This is a genomic window from Carboxylicivirga agarovorans (assembly GCF_050589845.1).
In the GTDB taxonomy this organism is placed as follows: domain Bacteria; phylum Bacteroidota; class Bacteroidia; order Bacteroidales; family Marinilabiliaceae; genus Carboxylicivirga; species Carboxylicivirga agarovorans.
This window is the reverse complement of record NZ_JBNGPA010000040.1, coordinates 21,135-38,121: the sequence shown is the minus strand read 5'-3', so window position 1 is coordinate 38,121 and position 16,987 is coordinate 21,135. Positions and strand designations below refer to the sequence as shown.

Below are 16,987 nucleotides of genomic sequence, written 5' to 3'. Positions count from 1 at the left end.
GTGGTTTCAGCACTTTAGCTTTGCATTAAGAAGTTTAAGCAATCAACACAATTACTTAATTGTATATACAAATGGAAAAAACGAATGTTATGGAACGATACTTATGGATTTTAACGGCTCTTTTATTTATGTCATGCTCAGCAGATGATAATGTGCTTATCCCTGCAGAGGAGGCTGAAATCAACCGGGATGCAGAAGGAGATATACCGGCTCCTATTCTGGCCTATCAAACAGGGGCCAACAGTAAAGACATTGATACTTATATGGATGCTTTTGCTGACACCATCACGATCATAGATGTTAGTCGTGAAATTACAGGGCGGGAAAATGTCAGAGCATGGGCATTAAGAGAAGTGATTCCCAGCGGAGAAACATTTAAGCATCGAGCCATCCTCGAGGAAAGTGAAGGTTATGCAAAAACTGAAGTCAACTGGTTAAGCTGGGTGGTACATTACCATTACTGGTGGGATGGAAATAATAAGATCACCCGAATGTCACTGCAATATGCCAATTAAAGATAATTATAAGAATAATAAATCAATGGTCTGATAGAGACCAACTTAAACTAGTATAACATGGAAAGAAAATTTAAGAATATTGATGCTTTATCAGAAGCACTGGATGCTAAACTATTGGATAGAGTATTGTCGTTTTTAACTGAAGATTGCCTTTTTGTGGCAGGCAATGGAGAAGTCGTGAAAGGGAAAGCGAACATTAGAAAAGTGTTTGAAGGATTCTTCCCTGCAGTGCGATCCACAGCACACAATGTAAGCGACATTTTTGAATCAGGTAATTCACTGGTGCATCGTGGAACGGTTACTTATACACGTCTTGATGGCTCTCAACTAACAGTACCTTTCTGCGATATTTTTAAGATGGAAGGAACACTCATTAATGAGTATTACATCTACATTGACTGGTCTGAGTTATTTATGTAAATTATTGAATGGGTACGGGTTATGTTTCAAACAGGGAATTGGAAACCGGGGAATCATAACATCCCACATCCTAATCCCCATCTCCTTTGAAATTTATACTTCTTGCTTTGAAATGGAAATGCCATTGGCACAGCTAATGGCGACATTTGTAATGTCATTAAAACAATGAGAACATGAGAACACTAACACTTTTAATATTCAGCATTATATCAATAAGTATACATGCACAGCATATGGAAACAATTGAACAAGTGGTATCAGAATTATTTGTAGCAAGTGATAACCGCGACTGGGACAAAGTAGAGGCAATTTTTGCCGATAAAGTGGAGCTTGATTACTCAAGCATGGATGGTAATCCGGCTGTGGAGTTAAGCCCACAACAAATCACCGATGCCTGGAAAACGATTTTACCAGGTTTTACTGCCACCCACCATCAGCTGGGTAATTTTATTACCCGCGTCAATGGCGAAACTGCAGAGGTATTTTGCTATGGTACAGCGAGCCATTACCTGGAACATGAAGCAGGTAACATATGGACAGTAGTAGGGTCATACAATCTGCAAGTGATCAAAGACGGTCATACCTGGAGGGTGGCAAAAATGAAGCTCAATTTCAAATACCAGGATGGTAATACCCAATTACCACAAGCAGCAATGGATAATGTTAAAAAGCAGAATGATGAATAAAGTATTATCACTGGTAATCATGGCAATAATCGTATTGACAGGATGCCATACAGAATGTAAAAAAGAAGTGGATACATTAAAGAAAGAACTGGCAATGAATAAACAGACCGCCGAGCGAAATAAGGCTAACACGCGCGCCTTTTTAAAGGCTCTGGAAGATATGAATGTTGATGCTGTCGTTGATCTGTTTGACGAAGAGGGTGTACATATCAATCCCTATTCATCAGGTCTGTTCTCTGAAGGAACCAGCGGTAAAGACGGTATTCGTCAATACTGGGCGCCTGTATTCCCTAATTTTGAAAAAATGGAGTTCCCCATAGAGGAAATCTATGCCATGGAAGATCCTACCATGACTTTTGTAAAATTCGAAGGAAGGATCAAGCTTAAGAATGATGCAGGTTGGTATAACAACGATTACTATGCAACATTTAAATTTAACGAAGAAGGAAAAATAACAGAGTATGTCGAGATCTTTAACCCCATTACTGCGGCAAGAGGATTTGGATTAATCGATAAAATCAAATAACCATGAGAAATGCAATTGGAATATTAATGGTATTAATGGCCTTTACAGCTTGTGCTAATCCTAAAAAGGCTAAAGTATTAACAGAAACGAATAAAAAGATGGAACAAGTAACGTTTAATAGTGAAGGTCTAAAAGTTGTTGGTAACCTGTATTATCCGGCTAATTATAAAAAGGGAGAAGCATATCCTGCTATAGTTGTATCGGGCAGCTGGACCACAGTAAAGGAGCAAATGGCCGGTTTATATGCTGAGCGCTTTGCAAAGGAAGGTTTTATTACCCTTGCTTTTGACTTCAGAAATTATGGCGAGAGTGAAGGTGAGCCTCGTTTCTGGGAAAACCCAGCTATGAAAGTGGAAGATATCAAAAATGCCGTTACATACCTGAGTTCATTACCGGAGGTGAATAAGGACAAAATCGGTGCTTTCGCCGTATGCGCAGGTTCAATGTACACTTTAATGGCCGCTTCTGAAGACAGCAGGATCAAAGCTGTTGTAACTGCAGCATCGTGGTTGCAGGATGCCGAAGCTGTTAAGTTATTCTACGGTGGCGAAGAGGGCGTCAATGAGAAAATCGCCGTGGCGCGTAAAGCAAAAGAAACCTATGCCAGGGATGGTGTAGTCGAATACATTGAAACCATCTCAACCACTAACCCTTCTGCAGCCATGTACGGACCATTTGATTATTACCTGAACCCTGAAAGAGGTGGTATTAAAGAATGGAGTAATGACAAGTTTGCGGTAATGAGCTGGGAAGACTGGTTAACTTTAGATCCGATGCCTTATGCGGCGAAACTGAATGCCTCTACCTTAATGATTCACTCAGACGGCTGTGTTTTGCCACAATACACAAAAAACTTCTTTGAGAAGATCGCTACGGATGACAAACAACTGGAATGGGTTGAAACAGATTTGGATTCACCAATGCAGCAATTTAATTTCTATGATCAGGAAGCTGAAGTAGGCATGGCCATCAATAAAGCTAGCAAATGGTTTGAGGCTAAGCTATAAGATAAGCGGCCTCCAGGCTAATCAGCTATTCAGTATCACTTCTCCTTATCTATTGCCACTAAGGCATAGGATGAGGAGAGGTCTTTTAAGCACATTCAAAATACAAACACCATGGAGCAACGAATCGCATTGGTTACCGGGTCAAACAGAGGCATTGGTCTGGCAACGGTTAAAGAACTTTTAAAAAAGGGACATAAGGTCATATTGACAGCCAGGAAAGAGGAAGATGGCCTGAAAGCACAAGCTAAACTTCAGAAGTATGGTGAGGTTTATTTTCATCCCCTGGATGTTGCAGATGCTCGAAGCGTAGAGCGGATCAGGCACTATGTTGAAGATGAATTCGGGCACTTAGACATCCTGATAAACAATGCCGGCATCAACTACGACACATGGCATACGGCTTGTGATGCTAACCTGGATGAGGTGCAGGAAACCATTCGTACCAACCTGATGGGTGCATGGCGAATGACACAGGCCTTTATTCCCCTTATGCTCAAACAAAAATTTGGTCGTATCGTGAATGTATCCAGTGGTGCCGGTGCTTTTAACGAAATGAGTGGCAGTACTACACCCGGTTACAGCATTTCAAAAGCTGCTTTAAACGGATTGACCGTTAAATTGGCAGCTGATGTCAAAGGGAAAAACATACTTGTTAATTCTGTATGCCCGGGCTGGGTCAGGACCGGTATGGGTGGTATGGCGGCTCCACGTAGTCCTGAAAAAGGTGCTGAAACCATTATATGGGCAGCCGAACTGCCCAAAAACGGCCCTTCAGGTAAATTCTTCAGAGATATGAAAGAGATAAAGTGGTAGTGTCCTGCTTTTAATTGACACTATCATTTGCAGCATAAGGAGCTTCAACCTTAACCACTTTGAAAACATCATAGACCAGTGTAGCATGCGGGGGAATTACATCTCCTGCCCCTTTGGCACCATATGCCAGTGAATCTGGTAAAATGGCAACGATCTCATCGCCCTCGCGCAACAGTAACGACACCTCGGTAAAGCCCTTGATCAAGCGCGTCGAGTCTGCTACGAAGGTAAAAAGTGAATCGGGCAATTCATTGGTATTCCACACTACAGAGTCTTCCACCTTTAGGCTAAGGTAAGTGCCGACTTTGCAGCCTGGTTCCACTTTAGGTCCGTCGCCTTTCCTGACATAGTAATATTGTAAGCCACTGGCAGTAAGGATGATATCATCTGCCTTTTCACCTTCAGACTGAGCGCTTTTAAACTGACATGAAGCAAGTACCAGAGTACTTGTAATAAGTAGTAATAATGATTTCATTGAATAGATCTTGAATAATTAGTTGTGCTAAAATAACACTTTCGCCAGGATTTAAATCGCCTCAATACGGATCAATAAAGATCTATTGAATTTATGTAAAGACATTTAATGAAATCATGCCTCCCCTATAATTGAATATATAGGGATAAGGTTTGGTATAGAATAAGGTAAATGATGGAATAAGTACTTAAGCCTTTTAGCAGCACCTATTCCTCATACACCTGTGAGTATAGACTGAATAGTTTCAGCTACGTTGAGGGTTGATCATTGTTAAATGAAAGAGCCACCACTTTCCATCTGTCACCAATGAATTTGAGAACAGCCAGGTACTTTCCTTTCACTTCCATATCACCATCAGGGCCTGGAAAAACAAACTGATTCCATCCTGTATCGTATGCCATTTCACCTGTTGAGTCTAGTTCGAAATAAGTTGATTGACTATCAAAGGATGAGTAAGGCATCTTGAAGAATTCTTTGTACAATTCATATTGTGCCTTTGCACCTTGAATTTGGGGCATGTCAGAAGGCTGTACGATCGCGCTATCTGCGAAAAATTCAATCGCAGCATCAGCATCTCGTCTTATCTCAGCCTCCACAAGTTTTTGCAGTGTTTCCTGTAAAGCCTCCTTTTTAGATGTAAGGTCGACTTCTACTGAAGATAAATCTTTCATGACATTTTATTTTAAAAACAAGTTACCTGGAATCTAACCTTATAGCAATGACTGCAAGAGTTAAGTATTGCTAAAAAAAACAAGCGTTTATTTATAGTTCGGGTTTGTGAAATGATTCAAATACACTAATTTCAGAACATGTATCGGTTTTTAGTATGTCTATTCACACTCATTCCCCATTTATGCTTTTCACAAGCTCAAAGCAAAGTCGACTCTGCTTTGCTGGATAATATGATGATTGCATTTGGAGACAAGATAAAAAACTGGAATCCAGAAGATGAACCTTGGACTTTCATTTCGTTTGAACTCGATGAGATCGGACTAAAGATCTCCTATGGGCAACAAGTAATACATCCTTTTCTGGCTGAATATAACCGTAAAATTCTGTTTGAAACTCAATCTGCGAAAACCGACACTATGACTATGACACTGAATTGGGGAGGTCGCACCCATATTGAAATTTATCACGATTCGGACAAGAACCAGCTTATCATGGAAGATACCTTTGGACAATACTTCTTTGATATCAGATCAATGGAATACGCTGAGAGATCAGAAGACTTTGTTGAACTTGAGGACAAACGGTACCTTGGATGTATTAATGGTAAAGATGACCCCTTGAGGTTTGAAAGTACTGAAAGTGTTAAAGTAGCCACTGCTGATACATTACAAGGCATGCAGGTCTTATATGTAGCCGAGGTAATGCCGGAATTTCCTGGCGGTGAAAATGAGTTTGGAAATTACCTTGCCAGTGGAATAAACTATATTCCGGAAGATCATCCTCAAACACAAGCAACAGTTACTTTTGTTATTGACACTGTTGGTAAGGCTGTAAACGTGGAAATAGAAAACCCACTGTACAGAGACAAATTAACTGCCTTTGAACAGAGCATTGTAGATTTAATCAATTCAATGCCTGACTGGAAACCTGGAGCAAATAATGGAACCAAAGTTCCTGTCAGATATCGAATACCAATTCATATTAATCCTCAATAAATTAAAAACCTTATGGCCCGCTATACTTCCAATAACTATTTCCTCTTAGGAAAAATACTATCACTTGTCGCACTAACGATCATTGCAGGCATCCTAAGTTATTGGACTGAGAATACAACAGTTCATTGGGTTGGAGGAACGATCGTAGTACTCTTATTGCTATTGCTTGCCTGGTTAATGTCTAAACTGTTTTATGTTGAATTAAACGACCAGGCAATGATAGTGAAGCACCTCATCGCTCAAAAAGAAACTAAAATAGCCTATCACGATATTATTGAACTAGAACATCAATTTCGGTATCCTGTTTACAGCCGCAACAGAATTAAATACAGAACGAATTGGGCTCATCAGGATAAATCATTGGAGTTCACCTGTGTGGTCACCCAATGACGAATTTAATAAGTTTGCCACCTGGCTGAGTAGTAAGAATAGCAAAATAATAATCTCCTTTCTGCCATCAGGTTCTTCTGTTGAGGTGGCATTCAAGGAGAAACGTTGAATTAGTTAAGCCCACTCAAAAGTTATAAAAACAAGCTATTCCTTAATCCCATCCAGGCCCAGTTCGACTGCTACATTTTGCATGCCTTTTATGGTTTCCTCAATTAGCTCAGGAATTTCCATTCCCAGCATGTCTGCACCCTTTGAAATAATACCTCTATCCACTTTAGCTGCAAAGCGTTTGTCTTTCCAGCGTTTCTTAACAGACTTAACGCTTAAGGTGTGAATACTTTTATCGGGTCTTACCAAAACGGCTGTTGTTACAAGGCCTGTTAGTTCATCACAGGCATACAGCACTTTCTCCATCGTTTCAACAGGTTGAACATCTGTACATATCTCCCAGCCATGGCTTATAACTGCCCGTATATATTCTTCGGGCCAATCAGCCTCTTTCAAAATAGCTTCCGTTTTAACACAATGCTCATCCGGGAACATTTCGTAGTCGAGATCATGGACCAGGCCTATAATGCCCCACTTCTCCTCATCTTCATTATACTTGTTGGCAAAGTGTTTCATCACTGCCTCAACGGCCAATCCGTGCCGGTAAAGGCTGTCACTCTTATTATACGCTTTAAACAGGTCAAGTGCTTCGTCTCGTGTTGGTGTGTGTGACATGAGTTTTTTATTTGATTCGAAGCTTAAATTAATAAAAAAGAAGATGCTACAAAATACGGAGGCATAAGATTAGGCTTAAAGTTACCCTGAAATAATGAAGCATACTCAATTCGTTATTATTCCGGGGTTCAAGGTTAGGGATTAAAGTCAAATAAGCTCACTCAGTCCCATAGATAACTCACTCATTGAAGCTTTAATCTACAGCTCGATTACCTGCTATTTTAATTCCCCAGCTTCAAAACAGTTAAGCGACTTCGCACTTCGACAGTTAATCAGTCTAGTAATTCTTTAATGTGAAGTTTTCTGTTCTGCTTCAGATAAAAAACGCAGCATTTCAATGTGATGATAAACTGATTTTCCTTTTTGTCCTTTAGGCTCAACAAGCGGCTGGTTATCTTCATCTACTTTCGCCCATTCACCTCCATGTTCCGTATCGATGAAAGTGCCGAAATAGAAATCCTTAAGCTGCTGATATTCGTCTGCGAACTCATCTTTTATAAATGATAAGGCGATCAAGGCCTCACAATGTTGCCACCACGATTTATTTCTGTACAAGACCTCTCCCGTATGTGGGTTAATAGCTTCAAAAAAGCCCTGTGACACCTCTTGCCCGGCCCATATATTCTTTTCCAGGGTCGCTTTTACAATAGTTTTACCAAGTTTATGGTAATCCGAGCGTTCCTGATCGCTTAAGAATGACCAGTTAGCGCTACGCAGCATAAGCGCAGCAAACTGGAAATTATGCCCTGGCGAGACCATGTCTCCATCAGCATAAACGGGCTGCCAGTTATCATCAAAACGTGTATTAACCCATTGTAAGGAATCATTCCATACGCTTTTGTATGCTATTGCCAGGTGTTCTTTGATAATGGTTTCATATTGCTCCCTGTTTCCGATATCAGCCAGCCACAGGTTACCCATTAAGGCAGTGATCGGGTACATCAGCGATTGAATTGTTTTTGAGCCGCTCACCTGCCCTTCTTCAGCATCGTACAATCCATAAAATCCCCCATTGGCTTTATCCTGAAATCGTTTAATAAAAGCATTGTTCAAGCGATGGATCTGATGGAGCAGCATTTCATCTCCGGTATGCCTGTACAGCTCGGTCAATCCACAGGCACCATAGGCTTGTTGCCAAATATCAAACACTTTCTGTTCTGCCTGTTCCCCTTCTCCAATGGCCGGTTTGTAATACAAACCATCCTTATCCTCAGCAATCATATGCTTTAACTGAAAGGCGGCTGCTTTTTCAGCCCTGACAGCAAACTCAGCATTAACAGCTGCCGCATAAGCAAGACCATAAATCATGCGACTGAGGGCAACAGTGTGCACGCGGTCAGATTCTATTTGCCCCAAATGGTTAACTTCCGAATAATAAAAGCCCTGATCAGCATTATAAGCCTTGTCAAAAAAATGAATGGATTGCTCCATGGATGTAGCGTAAAATTGAGCATCTGCGTTGTTTGACGCCTGTTGACAGGATACAAGTATAAACAAGGAAAGAAGCAGTAATGTGTATTGCATGGTGTTGTTTGTTTGGATGATGTAATAATCTTCCATACAAAGATGTAAATATTAGAAAGATCTTATTGAATCAAACAGGACCTGGAGCACACACCCCTTATTACTCCCATGATATTCAACACCTAAGAAGAATATACATTATTCAGGTAAGCTTATGCAAACGATTACGGAGCAATGTATTAAAGATAAACGCCCTCGCCGCTTACTTTTTGATAGATAGGTGTGTCTTTCAGTTGTTTGTGCCAGTCTACTTTTGAATAGACATATAGTGATATGGACTGGCCCGACATTAATTCAACCTGGTATTTGGCATCCAGGTATTGTTGTTCAAGGCGAAAATCGACTTTTTCGTTAGATAAGACGTAGATCTGAATATCCTCGTGCATACCTGTTCCCTGGGGAAACAAAAGTATTACTTCAGCATACGGATCCAGGCCCTGCACATGCTCCTTCACTAATTCCGAAATATCACCGCTTAGTTTGTTCATGCCGCAAAAATAAGATTTAAGTGCATTGATAAGACAATTAAAAGCGATAAAACACGTGTTTTACAGCATGAGTATTTTCACATAAAATGTAACACTCTCTATTCCATCACATAAACGCGCTTAACACGACGACTTATACTGGTCAAAATTTCGTAAGGTATGGTTTCAAGACACCTGGCAAGGTCATTAATGCATAATTGTGATCCAAATATTTCAACCTTATCGCCTGTTTTAATATTTAGTTCAGTCACATCGACCATGCACATGTCCATGCAAATATTACCTACTACGCGAGCTTCTTTACCATTTATGATCACATGACCAACACCGTTGCTTAAACGACGGTTGTAGCCATCGGCATAGCCTATGGGAATAACTGCGATCTGCATATCCTTTTCTGATTGGCCTTTCCGGCTATAGCCTACTGTTTCTCCTGCTTTGATTTTCTTCAGTTGCGACACATATGAATTGAGCGTATTAACCTGTTGCAGGTGTTGATTACCAATAGCTGAAACGCCATACATGCCTATACCTAAGCGCACCATATCCATCTGAGCTTCAGGAAATCGTTCAATACCTGCCGAGTTGAGAATATGACGGATAAATGAATAGCCCAAACCATCTTCCAGCTGATCGCAACACACACTGAAGCGCTCAACCTGCAGCTGTGTATACCCATCGTGAATAGCTTCGTCGCTTCCTGCCAGGTGCGAAAAGACGCTGCTTACATATACCGATGAGTACTTTTTGATCTGTCTGATCAATTCATCAACATCGTCGGGTATAAAACCCAGCCTGTTCATGCCTGTATCTACTTTAATATGAATGGGCACCTGGCTTACACCTTGCCTTTGAACTGCCGATAAAAAAGCATCAAGCACCTCGAAACTATAGATCTCTGGCTCCAACTCATATTCAAGCATTAGTGGAAAACTGCTTAACTCAGGATTCATCACAATTATTGGCAGATTTATACCTGCCTTTCGCAATTCAATGCCCTCATCAGCAAAGGCTACACCCAGGTAATCCACTTTTTGAAGAGCCAGTAAATTGGCTATCTCAAAGGATCCTGTGCCATATGAAAAGGCCTTTACCATGGCCAGTAGCTTGGTTTCCTTCTTTAACAAGGATCGAAAATACTTGACATTTTCGGCCAGCGCATTAAGGTTTATCTCCAATACCGTCTTATGCCGACGTTGCTCTAGCATGGCCGAAATCCGCTCAAATGCAAAGTGACGTGCACCTTTCAGCAAAATAGCTTCATCCTTAAACGAGCTAATGTCGGCTTTTTGAAGAAACTCATCAGTATTTTGATACGCATTAACTCCACCCATGGCACTGTATAGCTCATGACCGATACCAATAAGTTTACTTATACCCTTTTCATGGGCTAGTTTTTGCACCTTCTTAAAAAGTAAAGCAGCATTCATACCGCTCTGTTGAATGTCAGATAAGATCAGGGTCTTTGACAAGCCACGCTTCGCTCCCATCTGATTCAGGAAATCAAGTGCCAGTTCAAGAGAGGTTAGATCGGCACTGTAACCGTCATCAATTAAAAGACAATTATTAATAGCCTCCTTTTGCTCCAGTCGCATGGCAATGGGCGATAGCCGCAACATTTCCTTTTGCAACACCTCAATTGTAATACCAAGATGCAAGGCGCACAATGCAACCAGCAACGAGTTTTCAACAGATATGGCATCCTGAAATGGCAGCTCTAAAACAAATGATTGCTCTTGCCATAACAGGCTTAATTTCATTTTACCATGACTTAAAACGCTTTGCTTAACCTGTAGGTCGTTAGTGGAGTTAACTCCTGCACTTACCAGTTTTTTACGCGGGAATTTGTTTTTTATGGCCTTGCTTACCAATGCATCGTCACCATTATAAAAAATGGTATGAGCAGAGTCAAACAGCTTAAGTTTTTCATCAAGCTTCTGTTCAATAGTTTGAAAATTCTCCTGATGGGCCTGGCCTATATTTGTCAATATGCCATAATCAGGTCTTATGCAATCGGCTATCTTGTCCATTTCACCCGGCATGGAAATTCCGGCTTCGATAATGGCATAGTTAATGTCTTCGGATAAGAGCCAAACAGACAATGGCACACCTATCTGACTATTAAAACTTCGTGGTGAGCGCCCCACTTTAGAGGTACTCTCCAATATTCGTGTCAACCACTCTTTAATAATGGTTTTACCATTACTGCCTGTAATGCCGATAAAAGGAGCAGAAAAGCTCTGACGTATCCGACCTGCAATCAGTTGCAGGCAGTCGACCGAGTTACTGCACTCAATAAAGGACGCCTCGGGGTACAATTGATAATCTATTGCTGCCTTGACCTCGACAATAAAGATGCGCATTCCTTTTTCGTACAATTCAGGAATAAAAGCATGCCCGTTGTTAGTTGAGCTATTGATAGCAACAAACAGGGTGTGATCAGGTGTAAAGGGTTTACGACTGTCATAAACGATCTTCTCGACAGTTTGATCTGAAACACCGATAAGCCTGGCGTTACTCCATTGGGCTAATTGTACGACTGAGTAGGACATATTATGAATTGGCTTTGATAAAACAGCAGCGGCACAGTGGTTCGTACTCCCCTTTCTCCCCTAAAACAACCAATTTTTCTTCATCGGACAGGCGGTGAGAGAACTGAGCCAGATCACCACAGCGCATGCAAATGGCATGTACTTTGGTTACATATTCAGCGGTAGCCAGTAATGATGGAATAGGTCCGAAAGGCTTGCCTTTAAAATCCATATCCAGGCCGGCCACAATAACCCGAATTCCCTGGTTAGCCAATTGATGACAGACATCGGCCAGACCATTATCAAAAAACTGTGCCTCATCTATTCCTACCACGTTAACATTACCACTTAGCAGCATAATATTACCTGATGATTCAACAGGTGTGGAACGTATGGCATTGGAATCGTGTGATACCACTTCATCTTCACTGTAGCGAACATCCACCATTGGTTTAAAAATCTCCACCTTTTGGCGGGCAATCTTTGCCCGCTTCAATCGTCGAAGCAGTTCTTCGGTTTTACCCGAAAACATGGAGCCTACAATTACCTCAATCCAACCTTTTTGCGACTCTCTATTGGCCTTATTTTCAAGAAACATTTAGTGTATCCGGTTTATTTAATTGCAATCGTTACCTTTGTATAGTCTATAAAAGCCACATCAATATTATGGAAAAAGAAGCTCTGATCGATATAATCCTTAATGATATAAAGGAAGTCCATGCACTGGTAAATACCTTTAAAGGTAAGCAGGAACTTAACGTCGCTTTTATCAACTTAACTCGCACTAAAATAGCAAACATTAATGAGGAGTTAAGCTTATTGGAGCAACTTAATGTCAAAAAAGTATCAACAGATACCAATGAATCATCATTAACTTCGACAGTGCCAGCCCCTTCTGTTGAAAATGACAATTCTGCCATTGCTGAATCTTCAAGCCGCTTTGTTGAAGGAGAATCCAACATGGTGAAGGAGGATGTTGTAAATCATACACATGCCCCCCAAAGTAAGGCAAAGGCCCCTGTGGTTGATCCGACAGGCCCCGCAGGCATTACCAGGGAAATCGAAGAGCGACCAAAACAACCTGACAATAAAGCATTATCAGCTACAGTTGATACCATACATTCCCGTACGGAAACGATGTCAGGCGAAAGTGATACAAGGCATTCAGACACCGGTTCAACTGAAGCCGCAAATGATTCATCGCACATTAGCAATGACTCAGTGGTAGTCGATAATAATACAAAGCCATCGGACTCTGACTCACTGAGCAATTCATCTCATACAAATCAATCCGGCAATGAGACACCGGCTGCTGTAACTAAAACGGTGCAAGCACCGAAAGAATCACCGCAGCTTAAGTCTGATGCATCGAATGCCGGTATTGAAAAAAGAACCATCAGTCATAATGCTGTGCCGAAAAAAGAAGCCAGGAAATCGGTATTGGGCGAAGTTATCAACCAGGAAAGCTCATCGGTAAATGACATATTGGCCAATAAAAAGGAAATTGTTGAAGATATTAAGCAGATTGGTAAACCGGTTGATGATGTCAAAAAAGCGTTTGGCTTAAACGACCGCTTTTACTACCAGCGTGAGTTATTTAATAACAATGCCGATCTATTTAACCAGACACTTGACCAGATCAACAGCATGGAAAGCTATGATTCGGCCATCAGTTTTTTGCAATCCAATTACAGCTGGGGAAGTAATAACGAGGCAAGTGAGGCCTTTTTCAAAAGCATTAAAAGAAGGTTTATTTAAATTAGTTTAATAGTTGATAAGTTTAGAGTTTCTGGTTTCCAGTTTGGCGTTCAACTTATAAACATTTCAACTGTTCAACAAACTACCAATCTAAAAAATGAGCAAACTATATATAGTACCTACACCCATCGGTAACCTTGAAGACATTACTTTACGTGCCATCCGGATACTAAAAGAAGTAGATTTTATAATGGCTGAAGATACCCGTACCACAGGCTTTTTACTTAAGCACCTGGAAGTATCTACCCGTATGATCTCCCATCATAAATTCAATGAGCACTCATCTGTTGATAAAATAGCAGAACGTCTGAAAGCAGGAGAAACGGCTGCATTAGTTTCTGATGCGGGCACACCGGCTATTTCAGATCCAGGTTACCTGATGGTGAAAAAGTGTGTGGAAGAAAGTATTGAAGTGGAGTGTCTGCCAGGACCAACTGCATTTGTTCCCGCCCTGGTTAACTCTGGCTTACCCAATGATCGCTTTTGCTTTGAAGGATTTTTACCACAGAAGAAAGGTCGAAAAACACGTTTGGAATTTTTGGCAGAAGAAAGCCGGACCATGGTGTTTTATGAATCACCTTTCCGCCTTGTAAAAACACTTGGTCAGTTTATTGAGCATTTCGGAGCAGACAGAAAAGCATCTGTTTCACGAGAAATAAGTAAGTTGCACGAAGAAAATAAACAAGGCACACTGGAAGAACTGCAACAATATTTTTCATCGAAAACCGTTAAAGGAGAAATAGTTGTAATTGTTGAAGGAAAGCTTGAGGAGAAAAGAAAAAAGGCCGAAGATCGAAGACGCAAGAAGGAAATGTAAGGTATTATGCCTGAGTATGCCATTTAGATCATCATAGTGTATATCAACAATTCAACACCGATCATGATCGGGATAGACTATTTAACAGATCAACTTTTAAACTAACAAATACACAAAGCAGTAGATAATGAGAAACATTTTAGCCTTAGTATTGATAATCGGATTATTCAGCTGTAAGCGGGATTCCGGCACAAATTCGGATAGTGACAGAACGATTGATTCACTTCAATTACTGTCAATTGAAAAAGACCGACAGATGAACAGCCTGGCTGCCGCTTTGCTGGAGATCGATGACAACCTGCAGAAAATTAAAGAAAAAGAACATTTGATCACGCTTAACGTGGCCAATAATGAAAATGGCGGCGATGCCTTGGAAGATCGTATTAATCGCGATATACAAGTGATCTATGATTTAATGCTTCAAAATAAAGACCAGATCTCACAGCTTGAAAAACAACTGCAGCAAGCGGGCTCAAACAATGCCAATCTTAACAAATTAGTGAAGCGACTTAATGCGCAACTGAAAGACAAAACGGTTGAGATCATTCAACTGCAACGTCAGCTGGAAAGTCAAAGCCTTGAAATAGCAGACCTTAACTTCACTATTGACGGACTGCAATTTGTGGTTGACTCATTGGAAGGCGTTAAGGTTGCCACACAACAGGAGTTGGATGAAACAATTGAAAAGCTGTATAGAGCCTACTATGTTTTTGGCACTAAAAAAGAATTAAAAAATGAAGGTATTCTTTCAAGTGATGGTTTCCTGAGCAAGAAAAAGCTGTTATCTGAGGGCTATTCACAAGACTATTTCTCAACCATTGACTATCGTGAAATGGATTCATTGAATGTATACATGCCTAAAGCCAAGCTTTTGTCTAACCATCCGGAATCATCATATACCCTAACTACCGGTAGTGATGGAGCCATGGTTCTGAAAATATCAGATAAAGAACTTTTCTGGAGCATGTCACGTCATATGGTCATTCAGGTTTCCAAATAAAGGTGGGGATGCTGGGATGTGAGATGTGAGATGTTGGGATGTTCGATGTGAGATGTTGGGATGGGGGATTTCAACTAATAAACACATCAACTCTATCAACAGTTTGACAATTTAGCAGTTCGACAGTTCAACACCAGATGTTTATCGGGATAATCAACTCGACTAATAAACTAATAAACCAATAAATAAGAATGAAAAAATACAAACACCTCTTCTTTGATCTTGACCATACGCTATGGGATTTTGAGGCCAACTCTGAAGCCGCTTTACGAGAGATGTTTGACAGCTATCATTTAGCGCGTTTTTTTGCTGATTATGATGACTTTCATAGCAAATATGAGCCACATAACTTGTACTTATGGGCTCAATACCGTAAAAATAAGGTCGATAAAAAAACGCTTAATGTGCAACGATTCTACCTGCCTTTTGCCGAGGCAGGTTTTGATGACCTAAACGTTGCACGGCAATTCGCAGCGGATTATCTGGCTATCAGTGCCACGAAAACCATATTGTTTCCTGATACCATTGACGTACTGCAAACACTTAAGGAGCGCTATCAATTACATATTATAACCAATGGTTTCAAGGAAGTGCAAACTCAAAAACTGCACAACAGTGGTTTGCGCCCATTCTTTAACAATATCTACATTTCAGAACTTATTGGTGTTCAAAAGCCCAATACCTACTTTTTTGACTATGCCATTAAAAGCAGTCATGCCAGCAAAAAAGAAAGCCTTGTAATTGGCGATAGTCTTGAAGCTGATATCAAGGGTGCTCAAAAGGCCGGCATTGACCAGGTATTTTTCAACTCGAAGAAGCAGGAACACGAGGTGCAGATAACATACACCATTAATGAGCTAAAAGAGTTGCTGGAGTTCTTATAACATCCCCTTTTAAGTATAAACAGAACAAGGGTTGATGACCGGTGCAACATTCATCTCTTCCAATAATTCAGGATTGGCAAAAACCTCATTGGCAGAGCCATTGACTCTTAAGCTGCCCTCTTGCATGATTAAAGCCCTGCCGGCCCACTCACTGGCAAATTGAGTATCATGTGTACTCACAATGACGGTTTTTCCGCTATCACTCAATTGACCGAGGATCTTCAACAGACGTTGCGACTGCCTGTAATCCAGCCAGGCAAAGGGCTCATCGAGCATGATCACCTCAGGCTCCATTGCCAGCACACCTGCCAGTGCCACCTGCTTTTTTTGCCCGTAACTCAGTGTATGAACAGCTTTAGATTTTAAATCACCAATACCTGCCAGTTCCAGGTAATGATCAACACGCTTCTCTACCTCCCCTTCACTTATGCCTATGTTTCGAAGACCAAAAGCCACATCCTCCTGCACATGAGATGAAACAACCTGCACATCCGGATCCTGAAAAACATACCCGATGCGCTTGCACAATTCAACCCGGTGTTTTCGACAATAACGAAAGGCTTTCCCATATACCAGGTATTCCCCTTGATCGGGTTTGATAACACCGGCCAGTAACAGGCAAAGGCTCGACTTACCAGAACCATTACTGCCCATGAGCGCCACCCTCTGTCCTTTTTCAATGCTTAAAGAGATATTTCTTAAGGCAGTTGTGCCGGAAGAATAGGTGTATTCAATATTTTTCAGCTCTATAACAGCCATA

The 16,987-nt window shown here is 40.9% G+C and carries 20 protein-coding genes; 12 read left to right on the top strand and 8 right to left on the bottom strand.

Going from position 1 to position 16,987, the window contains the following annotated elements; translation table 11 throughout:
• Positions 1 to 89: 89 nt before the first annotated feature.
• The 6 genes from ACRD69_RS22575 to ACRD69_RS22550 all read left to right on the top strand — a co-directional run bounded on the left by ACRD69_RS22575 (position 90) and on the right by ACRD69_RS22550 (position 3,970).
• Positions 90 to 515, top strand: coding sequence for a Cif family virulence factor (locus ACRD69_RS22575; protein ID WP_430817425.1), 426 nt, complete (start codon positions 90 to 92; stop codon positions 513 to 515).
• A 60-nt stretch (positions 516 to 575) separates the two neighbouring features.
• Entirely contained in the window at positions 576 to 938 is a 363-nt protein-coding gene (locus ACRD69_RS22570) for a nuclear transport factor 2 family protein (protein ID WP_430817424.1), read from the top strand.
• Between the two features lie 173 nt (positions 939 to 1,111).
• Complete coding sequence (locus ACRD69_RS22565) at positions 1,112 to 1,624, top strand: nuclear transport factor 2 family protein (RefSeq protein ID WP_430817423.1); 513 nt, start codon at positions 1,112 to 1,114, stop codon at positions 1,622 to 1,624.
• The gene (locus ACRD69_RS22560; RefSeq protein WP_430817422.1) at positions 1,617 to 2,150 is read left to right on the top strand and encodes a nuclear transport factor 2 family protein; all 534 of its coding nucleotides are present in this window, start codon (positions 1,617 to 1,619) and stop codon (positions 2,148 to 2,150) included. Before ACRD69_RS22565 ends, ACRD69_RS22560 begins: the two co-directional genes overlap by 8 nt.
• 2 nt (positions 2,151 to 2,152) lie before the next feature.
• Positions 2,153 to 3,157 (top strand): alpha/beta hydrolase, encoded by a 1,005-nt coding sequence (locus ACRD69_RS22555; RefSeq protein WP_430817421.1) that lies wholly within the window; start codon positions 2,153 to 2,155, stop codon positions 3,155 to 3,157.
• Between the two features lie 111 nt (positions 3,158 to 3,268).
• Complete coding sequence (locus ACRD69_RS22550; RefSeq protein WP_430817420.1) at positions 3,269 to 3,970, top strand: SDR family oxidoreductase; 702 nt, start codon at positions 3,269 to 3,271, stop codon at positions 3,968 to 3,970.
• Positions 3,971 to 3,980: 10 nt separating this feature from the next.
• Here ACRD69_RS22550 and ACRD69_RS22545 read toward each other — a convergent pair whose 3' ends face one another.
• Positions 3,981 to 4,445, bottom strand: coding sequence for an FKBP-type peptidyl-prolyl cis-trans isomerase (locus ACRD69_RS22545; RefSeq protein ID WP_430817419.1), 465 nt, complete (start codon positions 4,443 to 4,445; stop codon positions 3,981 to 3,983).
• Between the two features lie 248 nt (positions 4,446 to 4,693).
• Positions 4,694 to 5,116 carry a YybH family protein gene (locus ACRD69_RS22540; protein ID WP_430817418.1) on the bottom strand — a complete coding sequence of 141 codons (423 nt, stop codon included), beginning with the start codon at positions 5,114 to 5,116 and terminating at the stop codon, positions 4,694 to 4,696.
• A gap of 138 nt (positions 5,117 to 5,254) precedes the next feature.
• Here ACRD69_RS22540 and ACRD69_RS22535 point away from each other — a divergent pair, with 138 nt between their 5' ends.
• Both ACRD69_RS22535 and ACRD69_RS22530 read left to right on the top strand, forming a co-directional pair.
• Complete coding sequence (locus ACRD69_RS22535) at positions 5,255 to 6,112, top strand: energy transducer TonB (protein ID WP_430817417.1); 858 nt, start codon at positions 5,255 to 5,257, stop codon at positions 6,110 to 6,112.
• A 12-nt stretch (positions 6,113 to 6,124) separates the two neighbouring features.
• Positions 6,125 to 6,502 (top strand): hypothetical protein, encoded by a 378-nt coding sequence (locus ACRD69_RS22530; RefSeq protein ID WP_430817416.1) that lies wholly within the window; start codon positions 6,125 to 6,127, stop codon positions 6,500 to 6,502.
• Positions 6,503 to 6,646: 144 nt separating this feature from the next.
• On the opposite strand, the gene ACRD69_RS22525 is transcribed toward ACRD69_RS22530, so the two are convergent.
• The 5 genes from ACRD69_RS22525 to ACRD69_RS22505 all read right to left on the bottom strand — a co-directional run bounded on the left by ACRD69_RS22525 (position 6,647) and on the right by ACRD69_RS22505 (position 12,366).
• Positions 6,647 to 7,225, bottom strand: a complete 579-nt coding sequence (locus tag ACRD69_RS22525; protein WP_430817415.1) for an HD domain-containing protein — start codon at positions 7,223 to 7,225, stop codon at positions 6,647 to 6,649.
• A gap of 288 nt (positions 7,226 to 7,513) precedes the next feature.
• Positions 7,514 to 8,749 carry an AGE family epimerase/isomerase gene (locus ACRD69_RS22520; protein WP_430817414.1) on the bottom strand — a complete coding sequence of 412 codons (1,236 nt, stop codon included), beginning with the start codon at positions 8,747 to 8,749 and terminating at the stop codon, positions 7,514 to 7,516.
• Positions 8,750 to 8,928: 179 nt separating this feature from the next.
• A complete protein-coding gene (locus ACRD69_RS22515; RefSeq protein ID WP_430817413.1) occupies positions 8,929 to 9,237 on the bottom strand; it encodes a hypothetical protein in 309 nt (102 codons plus the stop codon).
• Positions 9,238 to 9,335: 98 nt separating this feature from the next.
• Positions 9,336 to 11,789 (bottom strand): bifunctional UDP-N-acetylmuramoyl-tripeptide:D-alanyl-D-alanine ligase/alanine racemase, encoded by a 2,454-nt coding sequence (locus ACRD69_RS22510; RefSeq protein WP_430817412.1) that lies wholly within the window; start codon positions 11,787 to 11,789, stop codon positions 9,336 to 9,338.
• Between the two features lies 1 nt (position 11,790).
• Positions 11,791 to 12,366, bottom strand: a complete 576-nt coding sequence (locus ACRD69_RS22505; protein WP_430817411.1) for a thymidine kinase — start codon at positions 12,364 to 12,366, stop codon at positions 11,791 to 11,793.
• A gap of 68 nt (positions 12,367 to 12,434) precedes the next feature.
• Between ACRD69_RS22505 and ACRD69_RS22500 the strand changes: the two genes are divergently transcribed.
• From ACRD69_RS22500 to ACRD69_RS22485, 4 genes are all read left to right on the top strand, one after another.
• A complete protein-coding gene (locus ACRD69_RS22500) occupies positions 12,435 to 13,526 on the top strand; it encodes a DUF8457 domain-containing protein (RefSeq protein WP_430817410.1) in 1,092 nt (363 codons plus the stop codon).
• Positions 13,527 to 13,623: 97 nt separating this feature from the next.
• Positions 13,624 to 14,343 (top strand): 16S rRNA (cytidine(1402)-2'-O)-methyltransferase, encoded by a 720-nt coding sequence (gene rsmI, locus ACRD69_RS22495; protein ID WP_430817409.1) that lies wholly within the window; start codon positions 13,624 to 13,626, stop codon positions 14,341 to 14,343.
• Positions 14,344 to 14,470: 127 nt separating this feature from the next.
• The gene (locus tag ACRD69_RS22490; RefSeq protein ID WP_430817408.1) at positions 14,471 to 15,343 is read left to right on the top strand and encodes a Cbp1 family collagen-binding glycoprotein adhesin; all 873 of its coding nucleotides are present in this window, start codon (positions 14,471 to 14,473) and stop codon (positions 15,341 to 15,343) included.
• Between the two features lie 191 nt (positions 15,344 to 15,534).
• Positions 15,535 to 16,227, top strand: a complete 693-nt coding sequence (locus ACRD69_RS22485; RefSeq protein ID WP_430817407.1) for a YjjG family noncanonical pyrimidine nucleotidase — start codon at positions 15,535 to 15,537, stop codon at positions 16,225 to 16,227.
• 9 nt (positions 16,228 to 16,236) lie between these two features.
• On the opposite strand, the gene ACRD69_RS22480 is transcribed toward ACRD69_RS22485, so the two are convergent.
• A complete protein-coding gene (locus ACRD69_RS22480; protein WP_430817406.1) occupies positions 16,237 to 16,986 on the bottom strand; it encodes an energy-coupling factor ABC transporter ATP-binding protein in 750 nt (249 codons plus the stop codon).
• Between the last annotated feature and the right edge of the window lies 1 nt (position 16,987).